This is a genomic window from Pseudomonas nitroreducens NBRC 12694 (genome assembly GCF_002091755.1).
Lineage (GTDB): Bacteria > Pseudomonadota > Gammaproteobacteria > Pseudomonadales > Pseudomonadaceae > Pseudomonas > Pseudomonas nitroreducens.
In genome coordinates this window covers 26,011-44,092 of sequence record NZ_BDAI01000006.1, presented here as the reverse complement: position 1 = coordinate 44,092, position 18,082 = coordinate 26,011, and the positions used below count along the sequence as shown (strand labels likewise).

The following is an 18,082-nucleotide window of genomic DNA, read 5'->3' as shown; positions in this document are numbered from 1 at the left end:
TCCGCCGCCGAGGTGCCGGCGGATAACCTGTTCCAGGTTATGCGCCCTACGAAAAGCGCATCAGGCCTTCCACGACTGCGGGTTGACCAGGTTCTTCGGTCGCTCGCCACGCAGCGCCGCCTCGAAGTTGTCCAGCGCGCACTCGGCCATGGCCTGGCGGGTTTCGTGGGTCGCCGAGCCGATGTGCGGCAGGGTCACGGCGTTGGGCAGGGCGAACAGCGGCGACTCGGCCAGCGGTTCCTTCTCGTAGACGTCCAGGCCGGCGGCGAGGATGCGCTTCTCCTGCAGCGCTTCCACCAGCGCGGCTTCGTCGATCACCTGGCCTCGGGCGATGTTCACCAGGATGCCGGTGGGCTTCATCAGTTCCAGCTCGCGCTTGCCGATCAGCTTGCGGGTCTTGTCCGACAGCGGCACCACTACGCAGACGAAATCCGCCTCGCCCAACAGTTCATCGAAGCCGCAGAAACGCGCGCCCAGTTCCTGTTCCAGCTCCGGCTTGCGGCTGTTGCCGTGGTAGAGGATGTCCATGTTGAAGCCGAAGTGGCCGCGGCGGGCGATGGCGGCGCCGATGCGGCCCAGGCCGAGGATGCCGAGCTTCTTGCCGTGCACGTCGACGCCGAACTGCTGGGCGTCCACGGTGCGCTTCCACTGGCCGGCCTTGGTCCAGGCATCCAGCTCGGCGGTGCGCCGGGCGGCGGCCATCATCAGGGCGAAGCCGAGGTCCGCAGTGGTTTCCGTGAGCACGTCCGGGGTGTTGGTCAGCGGGATGCCGCGCTGGTTCAGGTAATCCAGGTCGTAGTTGTCATAGCCCACCGAGACGCTGGAGATGACTTCCAGCTGCGTGGCCTGGGCCAGTTGCTTCTCGCCCAGCGGCCGACCGACGCCGATCATGCCGTGGGTGGTCGGTAGGGCCGCGGCAAGCTGCGCGTCGACGTCGCCCTGCTTGGGGTCGAGCACGGTGACGTTGAACTGGGCGCGCAGGCGGTCGAGGTGTGCCGCGGCAAGGCGGCTGAAGACAAAGACGTTCTTTTTCATGGCTCTCGGGCGGCAGGGAGGCGGGAGGGGCTTAACCCTACCACTGCCGGGCTAGAGCGGCGCAAGGCTTACGTGTGCGCTGGGCGGTTATCGAACGACGAACACCCCGGGTGGTGCGGGGGAAAGTGGGTCGCGGGCAAGCTCACTGAACACCGGGGTAGGGAGTTACACAGTGAGCTTGCCCGCGAAACACGACGAAAGAGGGTGGTCAGGGTCCCACATCGGCGAGGCCGGCGCCATCGGCCTGGAGCACGCCGGGGAGGTTCTCGCGCAGGTAGGCTACCCAGGTCTTGATCTTCGCGTCCAGGTACTGCCGCGACGGGTACAGCGCGTAGACGTTGAGGATCTGCAGCTTGTAATGCGGCAGCACGCGCACCAGCGAGCCATCGCGCAGGCCGTCGATCGCCGAGTAGACCGGCAAGGCGCTGATGCCCATGCCGGAGCCGATGGCCTCGGTCATGGCGTCACCGACATTCACCTGGAAGGGCGAGGGGCCGAGGGTGATCATTTCCTGGCCGTTGGGGCCGTCGAACAGCCATTTGTCCAGCGGCAGCACCGGGCTGATCAGGCGCAGGCAGTCGTGCTCCATCAGTTCGGTGGGTGTCTTCGGCGTGCCGCGTCGGGCCAGGTAGTCGGGCGAGGCGCAGAGGATGCTGTAGGTCTCGCCGATGCGTTGGGACACCAGGCCCGAATCGGGCAGTTCCGAGGCGACCACGATGGCCACGTCGAAGCCTTCGTCGAGCAGGTCCGGCACGCGGTTGGCCATGGTCAGCTCGAAGGTCACATCCGGATGCAACTGGCGATAGTTGGCGATGGCGCGGATCACGTAGTGCTGGCCGATGCCGGTCATCGAGTGCACGCGCAGGCGGCCGGCAGGGCGGGCGTGGGCATCGCTGGCCTCGGCCTCGGCTTCCTCGACATAGGCGAGGATCTGCTCGCAGCGCAGCAGGTAGCGCTGGCCGGCCTCGGTCAGGGCGATTCGCCGGGTGGTGCGGTTGAGCAGGCGGGTCCGCAGGTGGGACTCCAGATTGGCGACCGCGCGGGATACGTAGGCGGTGGTGGTGTTCAGCTGCTGCGCGGCGGCGGTGAAACTGCCGGTTTCCGCGACACAGGCGAACGCACGCATGGTCTGCAGTGTGTCCATTGGGGCCTCGTCAGTGGGGCGTCTGTCCCGGGTGGCGACGTCGATGCAGCGATACGTCGCCGCCGCCGGCATGTCCTTGATGGGTGGCAATGCGCGGAGCAGAGCGGGGGCGGCCTATTGTCACATGGATGACGACACACATTGTTTCATTATCGGTAATAAACAATCACAAAACAGCCGGCTTATCCGTTCCCTTTCCCGTCCCTAGAATTCAATCGCCGCAACTGGCTTTGCCGGCTCTCCACGCTTAAAAGCCCCACGCTGAAAAGCTAGACCACTTCCAGGACCTCCACCGTGTCGCGTCACCTCGTGAAAGGACTGACGTTCGTCGGCTCCTTTGTCATTTTTTCAACAATCGCCGGATGTATCAGCACCAACGGCATCGCCCCGCAGGAACAGCGCATGGGCGACACCGAGCTGGCCACCGACGCCGCCATCGCGCACGCCAACCAGGAAGCTGGCTGGCCGGCCGAGCAGTGGTGGCGTGCCTATGGCGATCCGCAGTTGAATAGCTGGGTGCAGACTGCGCTGGACGGCAGCCCGACCCTGGCCCAGGCCGAGGCGCGGGTGCGCATGGCCATGGCCATGGCTGGCGTCGCCGAGTCCGCCGAGTCGCCGCAGATCAGCGGCGATGCCTCGCTGACCCGCCACCGCTGGCCGACCGACTATTTCTATGGCCCGGGCGACCTGGCCGATACCACCACCTGGAACAACAACGCCGCCCTGGGCCTGAGCTATTCGCTCGACCTCTGGGGCCGCGAGCGCAGCAACACCGAGCGCTACCTCGACATCGCCAAGATGACCGCCGCCGAGGCACGGGTCGCCCAGCTGGAGCTGGAGAGCAACATCGTCCGCGCCTACATCCAGCTGTCGCTGCAATACGCCGAGCTGGACATCGGCAAGGCCATGCTGGCTCAGCAACAGGGCATCCTCGCGCTGGCCCAGCGTCGCCTGGCCGGCGGCATCGGCACGCATTTCGAAGTCAGCCAGGCGGAAGTCCCGCTGCCGGAGACCGAACGCAAGATCGAAGCGGTGGACGAGGAAATCCAGCTGACCCGCAACCAGATCGCCGCCCTGGCCGGCAAAGGCCCCGGCGCCGGCGCCTCGATCCAGCGCCCGAGCCTCAAGCTCGCCGAAGGCCCCGGCCTGCCCAGCAAGCTGCCGATGGAGTTGCTCGGGCACCGCCCGGACGTGGTCGCCAGCCGCTGGAAAGTCGCCGCCCAGGCCAAGGGCGTGGACGTCGCCCGCGCCGAGTTCTACCCCAACGTCGACCTGGTCGCGAGCATCGGCTACAGCGCGGTCGGCGGCGGCATGCTGGAGTTCCTCAATGCCGAGAAATTCACCTACGGCGTCGGCCCGGCCATCTCCCTGCCGATCTTCGACGGCGGTCGTCGCCGCTCGCAGCTGAGCCAGGAAGCGGCGGGCTACGACGCCGCCGTGGCGCAGTACAACCAGACGCTGATCAACGCGCTCAAGGGCATCTCCGATCACCTGATCCGCATGCACTCCATGGAGCTGCAGCAAGGCTTCGCCGCCAAGTCCGTGGCCTCGGCCCAGCGCACCTACGACATCGCCACCAAGGCGTACCGTGGCGGCCTGACCGACTACCTCAACGTGCTCAACGCGCAGACCCGCCTGTTTCAGCAGCAACTGGTGGAGCAGCAGGTACGTGCCGCGCGCCTGGCGACCCATGCCGGCCTCGTCGTTGCCCTCGGCGGCGGCCTGATGGACAAGCAGGAAGGCCCGCGGGAGCAAAAGATGGTCCCGGAGACAGTCGACGTGCGTGCGGCACAGGGCGCCGGACGCTGATATGGCGGCGAACGACTTCAGCGCCCACCCGGCGCCGCTGGACGCCCTGCGTCGCGCGCTGCTGGAATGGGGCCGCAGCGACGGCATCACCTGGATCTATATCGCCAAGGTGCTGCTCGCCGCGCTGCTGACCCTGTGGCTGGCGATGCGCCTGGAGCTGCCGCAGCCAAGCACGGCGACCATCACCGTGTTCATCGTCATGCAGCCGCAGAGCGGCCAGGTGTTCGCCAAGAGTTTCTACCGGATTCTCGGCAGCCTCGTCGGGCTCTCCGTGATGGTTGCGCTGATTGCCATCTTCGCCCAGCAGCGCGAGCTGTTCCTGCTGGTCTCGGCGCTGTGGATCGGCCTGTGCACCGTCGGCGCCGCGCGCTACCGCGACTTCCGCTCCTACGCCTGCGTGCTCGCCGGCTACACCGCCACGCTGATCGGCCTGCCCGCCACCCTGCACCCGGAAGCCGCGTTCATGTCGGCCATCTGGCGCGTGCTGGAAATCAGCCTGGGGATTCTCTGCTCCATGGTGGTCAGCGCCACGCTGTTCCCGCAGACCTCCAGCACGGCCATGCGCAGCGCGCTGTACCAGCGTTTCGGCGCCTTCGCCGGCTTCGTCCTGGACAACCTCGGCGGCGGTGATCGGCGCAGGTTCGAGGCATCCAACGTCGCCTTCGCTTCCCAGGCCGTGGGCCTGGAGGCGCTGCGCAGCGTTACCCGCTTCGAAGACCCGCACATGCGCCTGCGTTCGGGTCGCCTGTCGCGCCTGAACAACGAGTTCATGGTCCTCACCACCCGTTACCACGCGCTGCACCAGTTGCTCTCGCGCCTGCGTGCGCAGGAGGCCGAGGCGGTGCTGCGCGCGTTGCAACCGTGCCTGGATGAACTGACTCAGGTGCTCGCCCCGTGGCGCGGCCAGTCGGTCACCGACCGTGACGCCGAACGCCTCGCTGCGCAGCTGGAAAGCCACCGCACGCGGATGATGCAGTGCATCCGTTCCGGCCGCGCGCAGTTGCTCGCGGAGCAGGACGAGCCCTCCGCGCTGCTGGACTACAACACCGCCGGCGAGCTGCTCTACCGCCTGGCCGACGACCTCTACAACTACGCCCTGACCCACGCCTCCCTGGCCGCGCACAAGCACGAGCGGGAGAACTGGAAGCACGGCTTCTCGCCCAAGGCCAACCTGGTCGCCTCGCTGGTGGCGGGCGGGCGTACCGCGCTGATGGTGCTGGTGTTCGGCCTGTTCTGGATCGAGACCGCCTGGCCCAGCGGCAGCACCTTCGTGCTCAACGCCGCCGCCGTCGCCGCGCTGGTCTCGGCCGCGCCTGACCCGGCGAAGATGGCCATGCAGATGGCCGTGGGCACCTTCTTCGCGGCGATCCTCGGCTTCTCGGAAACCTTCTTCGTGTTCCCGCACCTGGACGGCTTCGCCCTGCTGGCCTTCGCCCTGGCGCCGGTGTTCGCGGTGGGCGCGTTCTTCTCGATCAAGCCCAAATACGCCGGCTACGGCCTGGGCCTGCTGGTGTTCTTCAGCTTCGGCGCGATCCCGGCGAACCTCACCGTCTACGATCCGGGCCGCATGCTCAACGAGTACATCGCCCTGGTGCTGTCGCAAAGCCTGGCCGCGGTGGTCGCCGCGGTGATCATGCCGCCCACCAGCGCCTGGCTCTGGCGCCGCCTGGAGAAGGACCTGCGCCTGCGCGTGGTGGAAGCCATCAGCGGCAAGCTCGACGGCCTTGTCTCGTCGTTCGAGAGCGGCACCCGCGACCTGCTCAACCAGGCCTACGGTGTGGCCGCGCGCAGCCCGCAGATGCAACGCCGCCTGCTGCGCTGGACCTTCGTGGTTCTGGAAATCGGACATTCGATCATCGAACTGCGTGTCGAGCAGGAGAACCTGCCGAGCGAGCCCTGCTATGCGCAATCGTCGCCCTGGCGGCAGTCGATCCGCGCCATGGGCCGTGCGCTGATCCGCCTGTTCGTCAAGCCCTGCGAAGCCAACCTTGAGCGCGCCCTGGTCGCAGTGGAGCAGGCCATCGATTGCGTGAAGACCACTGACGAGCCGCGCGCGCCGGACTTCGAAAGCTCGCCGCTGCGCCGCGTGCTCAGCTACCTGCACTTCATCCGCAGCAGCCTGCTCGACCCGCAGTCGCCGCTGCGCGATGGCGAAACCTCTTCTGGAAGATCGACCCATGTTGCCTGACCTGCCCCGCGAGATCGCGTTCCACGGGGTCTACATGCCGACCCTGACCCTGATGTTCCTCGTCGCCGCGGTGATCTGCTGGGGCATCGACCGCATCCTCGCTTCGGTCGGCCTGTACCGCTACACCTGGCACCCGGCGCTGTTCCGCGTGTGCCTGTTCGCCTGCCTGTTCGGCGGGCTGTCCCTCACTGTCTATAAGTAACGAGCGTGCACCCATGACTCTCAAATCCATCATCAGCCTGCTGGCGACCCTGATCATCCTGGCGGTCGCCGCGTTGATCGGCCGCGCCCTCTGGGTGAACTACATGGATACGCCCTGGACCCGCGACGGCCGGGTACGAGCCGATATCATCAACGTCGCCGCCGACGTCTCCGGCGTGGTGGTCGACGTACCGGTGCGCGACAACCAGCAGGTGAAGAAAGGCGATCTCTTGATGCAGATCGACCCGGACCACTACCAGATCGCCGTGAAGCAGGCCGAAGCCCTGGTCGCTTCGCGCAAGGCCACCCTGCAGATGCGCCAGCTCAACGCCAAGCGCCGCCGCGCCATGGATGAAGAAGTGGTCTCCCGCGAGAGCCTGGACGATGCCAGCAACACCGCCGCCGCCTCCGAGGCCGACTACCAGCAGGCCCTGGCCGCGCTGGACGCCGCCAAGCTGAACCTGGAACGCACCCAGGTGCGCGCCTCGGTGGATGGCTACGTGACCAACCTCAACGTGCACCGTGGCGACTACGCCCGCGTCGGCGAGGCGAAGATGGCCGTGGTCGACGAGAACTCCTACTGGATCTACGGCTATTTCGAAGAGACCAAGCTGCCGCACATCCGCGTCGGCGACCCGGCGGAGCTGCAACTGATGAGCGGCGAGCGCCTGAAGGGCCACGTCGAAAGCGTCGCCCGCGCCATCTACGATCGCGATAACCCGGAAAGCCGGGAGCTGGTGGCCGACGTCAACCCGACCTTCAACTGGGTGCGCCTGGCCCAGCGCGTGCCGGTGCGCATCCATATCGACGAGGTACCGGACGGCGTGCTGCTGGCGGCGGGCATCACCGCCACCGTGATCGTCAATCCGCAGAGCCGCAACGCGGAGCATTCCGACGGCGCAGCTGCGACGGCGCAGTGATCTGATTCAATGAATGACAACGGGAGCTTCGGCTCCCGTTTTCGTTGGCGGCCAGATCGCGGCGCTCTTACGGCGGCATGCAAGTCGCGTAGGGCGGAGCGGAGCCCAGGGGCTCTTCGTAGGAGCGAGCTTGCTCGCGAACAGCCCAGCTCCGGTGCCATGCGGTTCGCGAGCAAGCTCGCTCCTACGAAAGCGGCTCAACCCTCGGCATGCTCGCGCTTGCGGTTCTTGTAGCTGCCGCGGATGTTCATCGCCGCCAGGCACAGCTGCAGGATCACCAGCGCGTAAGCGTGGGCGGGCAGGCCCCAGGCGATCCACAGCGCGTTGCTGGCGATGAATACCCAGAAGCCCACCTTGCGCCGCTTTCGGTCGCGGGAACCCACCAGCCAGGCGGCGAGGACGGTGACCAGCATGGCCGGCCATTGCAGCAGGTCGATCAGTTCGTTCATGGGGGCAAGCTCAGGCGTTTGTCCTGAACTCAGACCAGCCCCGGCGCGGCAAAGTGCGGACGAATTGGATAGCCATCGAGCAGAGCGTTCGTCCTTTCCGGGTCCAGCCCGCCGTTGAAGGGCACGCCCAGCGCCTGGCGATGGATGCCGGTGGATGCCAGCCACAAGGTGTCGATGCGCGCGGCCAGCGCGCCGGGGACGTCGGTCACCAGCGAATCGCCGACGAACAGGATGTGCTTCGCGCCGCGCGCTTCCAACTGCCGATGGGCGATGCGGAACGCGGAAGGATCGGGTTTGCCGTACCAGTGCACCTTGCCGCCTTCTTCGGCGAAGGCTTCGGCGAGGCGACCGGCGCCGAACACCGTTTGCCCACCGGAGACCACCACGCGGTCCGGGTTCGCGCACAGGAAGGGTTTTTCGGTGGCGCCGCGCAGCGGGGCGAAGCGCTCTTCCAGTTCGTCCTGCGGGAAGCTGCCGACGCCCAGAATCAGCGATGCAGCGTGGATGTCATCGCAGAAGCGCTCGCGGATGTCTGCCGGCCAGGTGGTCAGCGCATCGCCCACACCGACGGTATAGATGCCGCCGCGCTGGAATTCGCGTTCATGGGTGAAGGCGTCGATGGCCAGTTGGCCGGAGGTGGTGATACCGGCGAACAGCTCGCGGGAGACGCCCAGCCGCACCAGGGTGTCGGCCATCTCCGGGACGCTGCGCGAGGCGTTGCTGAGGAACCACACCGGCTTGCCTTCGGCGGCGCGGCGGGCGAGCCAGGCGAGGGCGCCGGGGAAGACGTCGACGCCGTCGATCAGTACGCCCCAGAGATCGAGCAGGAAGCCGTCGTAGTCGGCGCAGAAGGCATCCAGGCCGGCGTGGTCGATATAGCGGGTGTGGGTAACGGCGCTGAAGCGGGAAGCGGTCATGGCGAGCCTGTGAAACGGTGAGGGTGCGGATAAGCTACCGCACTCTTGCCGATTCGGTGTGACAGGTCGCCGATCAGTGCGCCGGGTGCGGCGACCGTTCCTCGCCGAAGGTGTCCGCCAACCAGCCCTTGAGCTGGCAGCCGGCGAAGGCCGAGGTGCTGCATTCGCCGCTGGCCAGGGCCTGTTGCAGCTGGCCGATGTCGGCCTTCTGCACATAGGCGATGGCATCCTGCATGTCATCCTCGGTGCCGAAGCCGCCCTGGGTCATTTCCTTGAGCGCGTCTTCCTTGCTCCAGCCCTGGATCACGGTACGGTACATGGCGGCGAACAGGCCGGTGCGATCACGCCCGTGCTTGCAGTGCATCAACACCGGGCCGTTCTGCTCGGCGCTCTGCAGGATACGCAGGACCTTCAGCACGTCGGCGTCATCGACGCGGTCGGCGTGGGTCGGGAAGCTCACTGCCTCGATGTTCTGCTGGCCGATCCATTCGCGGTCGTCGTCCTTGATGAAGCTCACCACGGTCTTCACCTGCATGCGCTGCAGTTCGGGCAGGTCGGCACTGCCGGGCAGTGCGCTGCGGTAGAGCGTGGGCGACATCTGGTAGAGGTTGAACGATGGGTCCACCGGCCTGGCCCAGTCGGACGGACTCTCGCCGGCGGCCAGGGCGAGTGGGCCGAAGGTCAGCAGGGCAGCGGCGATGGCGCCGCGAAGGGAACGGGGCAGGGACATGGGGACTCCTCCAAGGTCTGCGTCACCTTAGGCGGGGTCGGGTCGTGCCGGGATGAAATGCAGGTGAAGAAAGCGTGAAGTCCGCTCAGCGCCTGTCGGCTGGCAGGAAGCGCAGCAGCACGCCGGGGCGGAAGAACCACCAGACGCACAGCGGGTAGCACAGGTAATTGAGGAAGTAGAGCAGCAGTGCTGCCGGGCTGGGCGTGTTCTTCCACGCCGCCATGCCCACCAGGAGGGTGTAGAGCAGGGCCAGGCCGCCGCCGTACAGCGCAGTCAGCCGCCAGCGTTCACCGGTTTCCGCCAGGCGCTTGTGCCGGCGGGCGAACCAGAAGGCCATCGCGGCGGCGATCACCGCCGCCACCAGCAGGGTCGCCGGCACGCCACCGACCCGCAGCAACCCGCGCGCTACCACATTGAGGAAGAAGGCGGCGAGGATACCGGCAAGGGCGAGGTAGCGGACCTGGTATGTCATCAGAGTTGTCCATCGAGGCCGAAGCGCTTCTTCAGCACCTTATCCAGCAGGCCGGTGGGCAGCCAGCGCGAGAGCAGTGGCAGGGCGCGGCTGCCGTTGCCGATGCGCACCAGGCGCGGACGCGGGGACTTCTGCGCGGCGGCCAGCAGCTTCTGCGCGAAGTCGCTGGTTGGGGTGGGCTTGTCCTGGGAGGCGGCGGCGCGCGCCTGGATGAATCGGCGCAGCGGCCACCAGGCGGAGTCCTCGCCGACCAACGCAGCCATCTCGCGGCTGGCGTTGGCGCCGAAGTTGGAGGCGATGGCGCCGGGCTGCACCTCCATCACCTCGATGCCGAAAGGCGCCAGTTCCAGGCGCAAGGCGTCGTTCAGTGCGTGCACAGCAGCCTTTGACGCGCAGTAGGCGCCGGCAAAAGGCGTGACCAGCACACCGGACACGCTGCCGATGTTCACCACCAGCCCGCGACGTGCGCGCAGCGCCGGGAACAGCGCGCGGGTGACGCCGACCACGGCGAACACATTGGTTTCGAACTGCCGGCGGATCGCCTGGCTGCCGCCATCGAGCAACGGCCCCATGGCGCCGTAGCCGGCGTTGTTGATGAGCACGTCGAGCCCGCCGGCTTCACGCTGCAACTGCTCGGCGAGACGTTCGACGGCGGGCTCGTCATTGACGTCCAGCAGCACGCCGCGAAGGCCGGCCTGGCCGAGTGCGGCGACGTCTTCATCGCGGCGGGCGGTGGCCCAGACCTGGTACCCGGCGGTCTGGAAGGCTTCGGCTAGAGCGCGGCCGATGCCGCTGGAGCATCCGGTGATGAGGGCGACGGGCTGGGGCATGGTCTGGTAGTCCGTGTCTGTGGGCGGGACTACCGTACCGGATTGTGCGGGGCAGGTGAATCAGTTACCAAAACGGCCGTTCACCCGCTCGGCGCGGAATTCCAGGGTGCTGGCGCGGTAGCCGGGCCGCAGCGGCGGCAAGGGGAGGCAGTCGCTCCAGCTGTCGCCGGCGAGCAGCGCGCCGGGGCCGCGGTAGCGCGGGGCTTCGTAGAGGTTTTCGGCGAGATCGGTGGTATCGCCAGGGCGGTAGGCGGCGACCTTCCAGCGCAGTTCCAGCAGCGGGCGGGAAGAGCCGTTCTTCAGGCTGACGGCCAGCGGGCGGCCGGGCTGGCACTGCTCGGGCTGGTAGGCGATGCGCAGTTCCAGGTGCTCGAGTTGGCGTGCGTCACTGTTGTCCTGCCAGATGGCGATGGCGATCACACAGGCCAGCCCGACCAGTCCGGCACCGGAGATCGGCAGGGCGCGGGAGGGGTAGCGGATCAGCAGGATGATCCAGGTGACGATCAGCAGGATGCCGTACAGCATGGAGCGCTCCGCGGGGGATGTGTGGATACCTTAGCAGGAGCTTCGCGGCGGTGGGTTGATGTGGCGCCGGCAAAGCGCCAGCCCATAAAAAAGCCCCCGCACCGAATGGTGCGAGGGCATTGGCGCCGATGGGGGGAAGCGCCGGGTCCCGGGGCTTAGCGAACTACAGCCTGGAGTTCCACGTTCTCCGTGGTGCGGCCGTAGACGTCCTCCAGACGCTCGATGTCGTCTTCGCCCAGGTAGCTGCCCGATTGCACCTCGATGATTTCCAGCGGGATCTTGCCGGGGTTGGCCAGGCGATGGACCGAGGCGATCGGGATGTAGGTGGACTGGTTTTCGGTGAGCAGGAAGGTCTTGTCGTCACAGGTCACCTGCGCGGTGCCGGAGACGACGATCCAGTGCTCGGCGCGGTGGTGGTGCATCTGCAGTGACAGGCGCGCGCCCGGCTTGACCGAGATGTGCTTGACCTGGAAGCGGCCGCCCATGTCCACCGAGTCGTAGGAACCCCACGGACGATAGACCTGGCAGTGGTTCTGGGTCTCGCTGCGGCCGGCGGCGTCGAGCTGGTTGACCACCTTCTTGACGTCCTGCACGCGGTCCTTGTGGGCGATCATCATGGCGTCCTTGGTCTCGACGACCACGATATCCTCCAGGCCGATCACCGAGACCAGCTTGCCGTTGCCGTGCACCAGGCAGTTGTGGCTGTCGTGGACCATCACGTCGCCCATGGTGACGTTGCCGTCATCGTCCTTGTCGTGCACTTCCCAGATCGACGACCAGCTGCCGACGTCGTTCCAGCCGGCGGACAGCGGCACCACGCAGGCGCGGCGGGTCTTTTCCATCACCGCGTAGTCGATGGAGTTGTCCGGGCAGCACTCGAAGGTGGCGGCGTCGATGCTGATCAGGTCGCCATCGTGCTGGCTGCGCTCCAGGGCCAGCAGGCAGGTGTCGTAGATGTCGGCGTCGTGCTTCTTCAGTTCCTCGAGGAAGCGGCTGGCGCGGAACAGGAACATGCCGCTGTTCCAGAAGTAGCCGCCGTCCTCGACGAACTGCTGGGCTCGGGCTTCGTCGGGTTTCTCGATGAAGCGCTCGACGCGGATGACGCCGTCCGGCAGGCCGCGCTCGTCGCCGGCCTTGATGTAGCCGTAGCCGGTTTCCGGGCGGTTGGCAGGGATGCCGAAGAGCACCATCTCGCCCTTCTCGGCGGCGTTGGTGGCCAGCGCCAGGGCACGCTGGAAGGCGCGCTGGTCGTCGATCACATGGTCGGCCGGGAGGATCAGCAGCAGTTCGTCGCGGCCTTCGGCGAGCAGCTTCATGGCGGCGATGGCGACCGCTGGGGCGGTGTTGCGGCCGAAGGGTTCGAGGAGGATGGACTGGGTCTTCAGGTTCAGCGCTTCGAGCTGCTCCTGGACGATGAAACGGTGTTCCTGGTTGCTCACCACGACGGGCGGCTCCATGCCTTCGAACACCAGGCGTTCCAGCGTCTGCTGGAACAGGGTGTGGTCGCCGGTCAGGGCCAGGAACTGCTTGGGATACTGTTTGCGCGAAAGAGGCCAGAGTCGCGAGCCGCTGCCACCGGAAAGAATTACTGGGATCATCGGGTTTCTCCTTAAGCGTTTGCGTTCTGTCTGCCGAGCCGCGTCGTGCGGACCGGCCTGCGGTTTGGGTGACCTCTCCAGTGCTTGCCGTCGCTGCGGCGCACGGGTTCTTCTGCCGGTGCTGGGCCGGTCTTGTTGTTCTGGGTGGAGCGGGGCGCGTCAATTGCTCGCGCGCCCCAGGACCCTCGCCGAGGGGAGGGCAGGCAGTTCGTGCCGGCGGGAGGTGTGGCGCCTCGCGCGCACTCCGGTTGGGAGTGGCCATGCAGCATCCGCCGGCGCATGGATCAGTCCGCCTTCACCGGGCGCTTGACCCACACCGGGTTCAGCTTGCTGTCACCGGTGACGTAGAGGCAGACCACTTCGCCGCGCTCGAGGGTGACGGGCTTGAGGTCGCTGACTTTCTTCGCGCCGTCGAACAGGGCGAGGTTGACTTTCACCGGGTTGATCTCGCGGTCGCCGTGGCTTTGCGGGGCGACGTTGCTGACCACTTCGGTCTTGCCGTCGGCGGTCTTCAGGGTGAGGGCCTTGCCGCTGAGGTTCTGCACGCGGACCAGGGCCTTCTGCTTGTTCTTGAACGGCGGCTCGGGCACCAGGCGCGGCTGGCCGCCGGGCTGGCTGACGAGGGTGTAGTAGGCGTCCGGGTCAAGCTTCACCGGCAGGCTCTGGGAGCCGACCTTGGCGGTGTAGTTGCCCGGCGGGAGGAACTTGAAGTCGCTGGAGCCCAGCGGCGAGATGTCGTTCAGGGTGGCGTTGCCGACGCTGACGGACAGCTCCGAGCTGCCGGCGTTGTAAGCCCGCACGAAGGTGGAGCCCTTGGGTGCCTGCGGGCCGTAGAGCGCGCCTTCACCGCCGGCGAAGGCGCCGAAGGAAGCGGCGCCCAGGGCGAGGGCGAGGGCGGACGACTTCAGGGTGCGAATGCTCAGTCGGTTCATGGGGTGTACCTCCGTCTTTCTCTCTTGGGGGGCACAAGAGGTGCCCAGTTCCAGCGCTTGGTGCGCCGTGGGTGTTCGGGTCAGTGAGCGGCCTGGTTGGAAGCCAGGCGTTCGTCGCGGTTACCGTCCGCACGCAGTTGCGCCAGCCAGTCCTGGTTGAACTGGCTGAGGTCGCTGTGCATCGGCAGGTAGCGTTCGGGGAATTCCCAGACCAGCAGCTTGGCCGGGGCTTTCTTGAAGCCTTCGTCCTGCAGCAGTTCGAGCATCGGTTCCAGGGGGCCCTTGCCCTCCTTGGCGTAGTTGATGACGTCTGCCGACAGCGCCTGCTTCAGCGCGCCAGCGAAGTTCCAGCGCGGGTTGGCGCTGTAGCTGGTGCCGACCAGGGCGATCTGCGGCTGGGCGCTGTCGCCGAACAGGTCGCCGCCACCTTCGGATGCCGCCGTGGCGTCGTCGGCCGGATGGGTCTGGCGCTGTTCCAGCTGGTCTTCGGGCGGCAGCAGCTCGGTGAACAGCGGGTCCAGCGGCAGGAAGGTGAGCAGATCGCCCTTGTGCGCGCCGCTCTTGCCGGCCTCGGTGACGAAGGTCTGGGTCGGCAGGTCGGCACCCTGGCCCTGGCGGATGCTTTCGCCCAGGCGCTGCGCCACGGCCTCGGCGCCCAGCGGAGTCCAGTGGGTGTCGGTGCGCAGGAACACCTGGCCGTTGTCCTTGGCTTTTTCCAGCGTCCCGAGCAGCTCGGGCGCGGCCATGCCGGCCTGGCGGGCGCGTTGCAGGAAGTCGCTGTAGAGCGAGGCGTGCAGGGCGGCGGGTTGTTCCTTGCCGACGAACTCGGGATACAGGCGGGTCTTGGCCGGGATGATCGCCAGCACCAGCTTCACGCCGCGGCGTTCCAGCTCCTGCTGCACGCCGCGCACCAGCGCCCAGTTGTCGTCCAGCTGCTGCTGGGTCGGCGCGGGCTTGAACTCTTCATCGGTGAACAGCCAGCCGTCCTTGCCGATCACCACGCCGGGGCGGCCCTCGTCGAAGACGGTGTAGTCCAGCGCGGCCCAGAGGTTGGTGCCCAGGCGCTTGATGGGGAATTCGTCGTCGTAGTGGCCTTCGAAGGCGTGGGCCAGCTTGCCGTTGAGCACGGTGGTGCCTTCGGCGGCGGAGAAGCTCGGGAAAGCCTTCAGCGACCAGCCGGCCAGGCCCAGCAGCATGCCGCCGAAGGCGGCGATGTAGGCGTACTGCAGGGGTTTGCTGATCTTGGGTTGAGTGGTCGATTGCATGATCCGGCCTCGCTCAGAACTGGAAGTAGAGGAACGGCGAGTAGCTCTGCGCCGAAAGCTTGAGCACCGAAGCGGCGAACAGCAGGAGCAGGGCGAGTCGGGTGGCCAGTACCGGCAGCTGGGACATCCAGTGCGGCTGGTAGACGGCGGCGCCGCTGGGCGAATAGGCGATGGCGGCCGGGTCCTGCCGGGCCATGGCCGGGGTACGCGGCTGGGCGCTGGCCGGGCCGTCGGCGTCGACCTGTTCGGTCTTCGCGGCGGCCTTGGGTGCCTTGTCCTGCATCGGCTGGTTGTAGAACTGGCGGATGCCGAAGAAGGCCAGCACGAGGTAGGCGATCACCAGGGTGCCGACCTGCAGGCCGGTGAGGCTGGCGCGGTTGAGCTCGGAGAGCTTCCAGTCGCCGAAGCTGAACATGGCTTCGTACATGCGCCAGGCCACGTGCAGGTTCTCGGCGCGGAAGATCACCCAGCCGACGATCACCAGCAGGAAGGTGAAGGCCCACTTCAGCGGGTTGAGCACGCGCGGCGCGGCGTTCACCCCCAGGGCGCGTTCGATGGCCAGCCACACGCCGTGCCAGGCGCCCCAGATGATGTAGGTGACGTTGGCGCCGTGCCACAGGCCGCCCAGCAGCATGGTGAGGATCAGGTTGCGGTAGGTCTGGAAGGTGGTGCCGCGGTTGCCGCCCAGGCTGATGTACAGGTAGTCGCGCAGCCAGGTGGAGAGGCTGATGTGCCAGCGCCGCCAGAACTCGGTGATCGACTGGCTGATGTAGGGCTGGTTGAAGTTCTCCATGAAGCGGAAGCCCATCATCAGGCCCAGGCCGATGGCCATGTCGCTGTAGCCGGAGAAGTCGAAGTACAGCTGCGCGGTGTAGGCCAGCGCGCCGAGCCAGGCGTCACCCGTGGTGGGGTTCTGCAGGGCGAAGCAGTGGTCGGCCACCGCGGCCAGGGTGTCGGCGATGAACACCTTCTTGACGAAGCCCTGCATGAAGCGGGTGCAGCCTTCGGCGAACTTGTCGACGGTGTGGGTGCGGTGGTTGAACTGGTCGACCAGGTCCTTGAAGCGCAGCACCGGGCCGGCGATCAGGTGCGGGAAGATCGCCACGAAGGCCGCGAAGTCGATCAGGTTGTGCGTGGCCGGGGTATCGCCGCGGTACACATCGATGATGTAGCTGATCGATTCGAAGGTGTAGAAGCTGATGCCAATGGGCAGCAGGATGTGGGTCAGCACGAAGGGCTGCATGCCGAACGAGGTGATGATCTCGTTGAGGCTGTCCACGCCGAAGTTGGCGTACTTGAAGTAGCCCAGCACGCAGAGGTCGACCACCACGCCGAGCAGCAGCAAGCGCTGGGCGGCCTTGGTGCGTACGCCGGCGGCGCCGATGCGCAGGCCGATCCAGTAGTTGAATACGGTGACGCCGGCGAACAGCAGGAGGAAGTCCACCCGCCACCAGGCGTAGAAGATGTAGCTGGCGACCAGCAACAGAAGGTTCCGGTAACGGTTCCCGCTCAGGTAGTACAGGCCGAGGAAGACCGGCAGGAACAGGAACAGGAACACGTTGGAAGAAAAGACCATTCCGCGTCTCTCTCTGGAGCTTCAAACCTTGAGTGGCTCCGGACCTTCCGGCGTCTTCTCGACGCCTTGAGGAAAGGCCGGGGCAACCCGCCAATTCCTCCCCATGTGGTGCTCAATCTGTTGCGCCCGCTCACGTCTTTATTGCGTGGGTCGGGTGGTGATGCTGTTGCTTCGGAGCGAGGGTTTGCCCTCACCCCAGCCCTCTCCCGGAGGGAGAGGGGGTATCCGTGCGGCGGTTGTTTTCGCGCTCGCCGGCTGGCTCAGTGCTGCCCGAATGCTCGGACGGTCCCCTATCCCTCCGGGAGAGGGTCAGGGTGAGGGGCTCTGGCCTCCTCAAGGAGGCGGGCGCTGCTTCAGCTCCCCGCCCCCTGACGGTTGAAAACCTTGGTCACTTCACCCCCCAGGCGGAAGCTGTTGAACGGCTCCATCTTCTTCTTCCAGTCCTGGGTCTTCGGTGCGCAGCTGTAGAGCGCGCAGTAGGGCTCCAGCCAGGCGAACTTGCTGTTCTCCTTCAGGTCGCCCATGTCCTGGTCGTTGCCGGTCTTCTCGTCGAATGCGTCCTGATCATCCACGCCTTGCATCACGCGGTTGGCCAGGCGTTGCAGGGCACCGTTGTTTTCCTGGCGCAGGTCGACGCCGTTCACCTGGGCGAAGGCGGCGATCATGGTCAGCGGCGGCAGCGAGTAGTTGTGGTACGACAGGGCGCGCTGGCGGCGCTTGAGTTCATTGGGCAGGTAGCCGTCGTTGTCCACCTGGTTGGCGGCGACCTTGAACTCCTGCACCGACCAGTCGAACAGGTCGCGGCGGTTGGTCACCACGGCGGTGGACATCACCGACCAGGCGGCCCAGTAGGAGTGGTTGTTGATCTTCTTCAGCGGCAGGTCGCTCCAGTCGCGCACCACCTGGCTGCCCAGGGTGCTGAACCAGTTCTCGATCTCCTTCGACTGCTCGCCATAGGCGGCCAGCGGCCGGCTGCTGGAGAACTTCAGGCGCATGTAGGACGACGACAGGCTGCCCAGTGCCCATTTGCGCATGGACTTGCCGGTGTGGTTGTAGTCGCTGCTTTCCAGCGCACCGGCCTTGGCCCAGCTATCGAGCCAGCTCATCGCGCAGTCCAGGTCGCCCTTGTTGCCGCTGCGCATGTACTGGGTGATGAGCTTGGTGGCGCCGCGCTCCATGTCGGTGATGTCCTTGATCTGGCTGCGGAACTCTTTCTCCGCATCCACGTTCAGCGTCGAGCGTGCCGAGTCCGAGCCCTTGTACTTGCTGGTGAACTGCAGGCTGCCGGTGTAGGGCGTCGGGGCGGTAGGGCAACTGTCCGCGTCCTTCTTGCTGCTCTTGTCGCCGACCGCGGAGAAGTAGCCCGGCGGCGGCATCAGGTCGGCGGCGTAGGTGGTGCTCTCGCCGAACAGCGCGCCGAGGACCGCGATGGTGAGGCCGATGCGGGCGACAACGGGTGTCTTGATCTTGTGGAGGCTGGGCATGGTTCTC

The 18,082-nt window shown here is 66.6% G+C and carries 17 protein-coding genes; 4 read left to right on the top strand and 13 right to left on the bottom strand.

Annotated elements, in window-relative coordinates; translation table 11 throughout:
- Positions 1–60 precede the first annotated feature (60 nt).
- Both PNI01S_RS17360 and PNI01S_RS17355 read right to left on the bottom strand, forming a co-directional pair.
- Positions 61–1,035 carry a 2-hydroxyacid dehydrogenase gene (locus PNI01S_RS17360; protein WP_084358695.1) on the bottom strand — a complete coding sequence of 325 codons (975 nt, stop codon included), beginning with the start codon at positions 1,033–1,035 and terminating at the stop codon, positions 61–63.
- A 208-nt stretch (positions 1,036–1,243) separates the two neighbouring features.
- On the bottom strand, positions 1,244–2,179 hold the full coding sequence (locus PNI01S_RS17355) for a LysR family transcriptional regulator (RefSeq protein WP_017519048.1): 936 nt from the start codon (positions 2,177–2,179) through the stop codon (positions 1,244–1,246).
- Between the two features lie 294 nt (positions 2,180–2,473).
- On the opposite strand from PNI01S_RS17355, the gene PNI01S_RS17350 reads away from it, so the two are divergent.
- The 4 genes from PNI01S_RS17350 to PNI01S_RS17335 are packed head-to-tail and all read left to right on the top strand — an operon-like array spanning position 2,474 to position 7,297.
- Entirely contained in the window at positions 2,474–3,988 is a 1,515-nt protein-coding gene (locus tag PNI01S_RS17350; RefSeq protein WP_081754044.1) for an efflux transporter outer membrane subunit, read from the top strand.
- A gap of 1 nt (position 3,989) precedes the next feature.
- Positions 3,990–6,176 (top strand): FUSC family protein, encoded by a 2,187-nt coding sequence (locus PNI01S_RS17345; RefSeq protein ID WP_084358694.1) that lies wholly within the window; start codon positions 3,990–3,992, stop codon positions 6,174–6,176.
- A 1-nt stretch (position 6,177) separates the two neighbouring features.
- On the top strand, positions 6,178–6,378 hold the full coding sequence (locus tag PNI01S_RS17340) for a DUF1656 domain-containing protein (RefSeq protein ID WP_024765858.1): 201 nt from the start codon (positions 6,178–6,180) through the stop codon (positions 6,376–6,378).
- A gap of 13 nt (positions 6,379–6,391) precedes the next feature.
- On the top strand, positions 6,392–7,297 hold the full coding sequence (locus PNI01S_RS17335) for an efflux RND transporter periplasmic adaptor subunit (RefSeq protein ID WP_024765857.1): 906 nt from the start codon (positions 6,392–6,394) through the stop codon (positions 7,295–7,297).
- A gap of 197 nt (positions 7,298–7,494) precedes the next feature.
- On the opposite strand, the gene PNI01S_RS17330 is transcribed toward PNI01S_RS17335, so the two are convergent.
- From PNI01S_RS17330 to PNI01S_RS17280, 11 genes are all read right to left on the bottom strand, one after another.
- Positions 7,495–7,746: a hypothetical protein gene (locus PNI01S_RS17330; RefSeq protein ID WP_024765856.1), complete on the bottom strand. Its 252-nt coding sequence runs from the start codon at positions 7,744–7,746 to the stop codon at positions 7,495–7,497.
- 29 nt (positions 7,747–7,775) lie between these two features.
- A complete protein-coding gene (locus PNI01S_RS17325) occupies positions 7,776–8,663 on the bottom strand; it encodes a TIGR01459 family HAD-type hydrolase (protein ID WP_084358693.1) in 888 nt (295 codons plus the stop codon).
- 73 nt (positions 8,664–8,736) lie between these two features.
- Positions 8,737–9,393, bottom strand: a complete 657-nt coding sequence (locus tag PNI01S_RS17320) for a dual specificity protein phosphatase family protein (RefSeq protein WP_084358692.1) — start codon at positions 9,391–9,393, stop codon at positions 8,737–8,739.
- An 85-nt stretch (positions 9,394–9,478) separates the two neighbouring features.
- Positions 9,479–9,865 (bottom strand): hypothetical protein, encoded by a 387-nt coding sequence (locus PNI01S_RS17315; RefSeq protein WP_024765853.1) that lies wholly within the window; start codon positions 9,863–9,865, stop codon positions 9,479–9,481.
- Positions 9,865–10,695 carry an SDR family oxidoreductase gene (locus PNI01S_RS17310; protein WP_065086674.1) on the bottom strand — a complete coding sequence of 277 codons (831 nt, stop codon included), beginning with the start codon at positions 10,693–10,695 and terminating at the stop codon, positions 9,865–9,867. The genes PNI01S_RS17315 and PNI01S_RS17310 overlap by 1 nt, the downstream gene beginning before the upstream one ends.
- Before the next feature lie 60 nt (positions 10,696–10,755).
- Positions 10,756–11,220 (bottom strand): multidrug transporter, encoded by a 465-nt coding sequence (locus tag PNI01S_RS17305; RefSeq protein ID WP_084358691.1) that lies wholly within the window; start codon positions 11,218–11,220, stop codon positions 10,756–10,758.
- A gap of 155 nt (positions 11,221–11,375) precedes the next feature.
- Positions 11,376–12,818, bottom strand: coding sequence for a mannose-1-phosphate guanylyltransferase/mannose-6-phosphate isomerase (locus PNI01S_RS17300; protein WP_065086676.1), 1,443 nt, complete (start codon positions 12,816–12,818; stop codon positions 11,376–11,378).
- Positions 12,819–13,102: 284 nt separating this feature from the next.
- Positions 13,103–13,750 (bottom strand): alginate O-acetyltransferase AlgF, encoded by a 648-nt coding sequence (locus tag PNI01S_RS17295; RefSeq protein WP_024765849.1) that lies wholly within the window; start codon positions 13,748–13,750, stop codon positions 13,103–13,105.
- 80 nt (positions 13,751–13,830) lie between these two features.
- Complete coding sequence (locus tag PNI01S_RS17290) at positions 13,831–15,015, bottom strand: alginate O-acetyltransferase (protein ID WP_051445682.1); 1,185 nt, start codon at positions 15,013–15,015, stop codon at positions 13,831–13,833.
- Between the two features lie 13 nt (positions 15,016–15,028).
- Entirely contained in the window at positions 15,029–16,591 is a 1,563-nt protein-coding gene (locus PNI01S_RS17285) for an MBOAT family O-acyltransferase (RefSeq protein WP_084358690.1), read from the bottom strand.
- 353 nt (positions 16,592–16,944) lie between these two features.
- Entirely contained in the window at positions 16,945–18,057 is a 1,113-nt protein-coding gene (locus PNI01S_RS17280) for a mannuronate-specific alginate lyase (protein ID WP_084358776.1), read from the bottom strand.
- Positions 18,058–18,082: the final 25 nt, after the last annotated feature.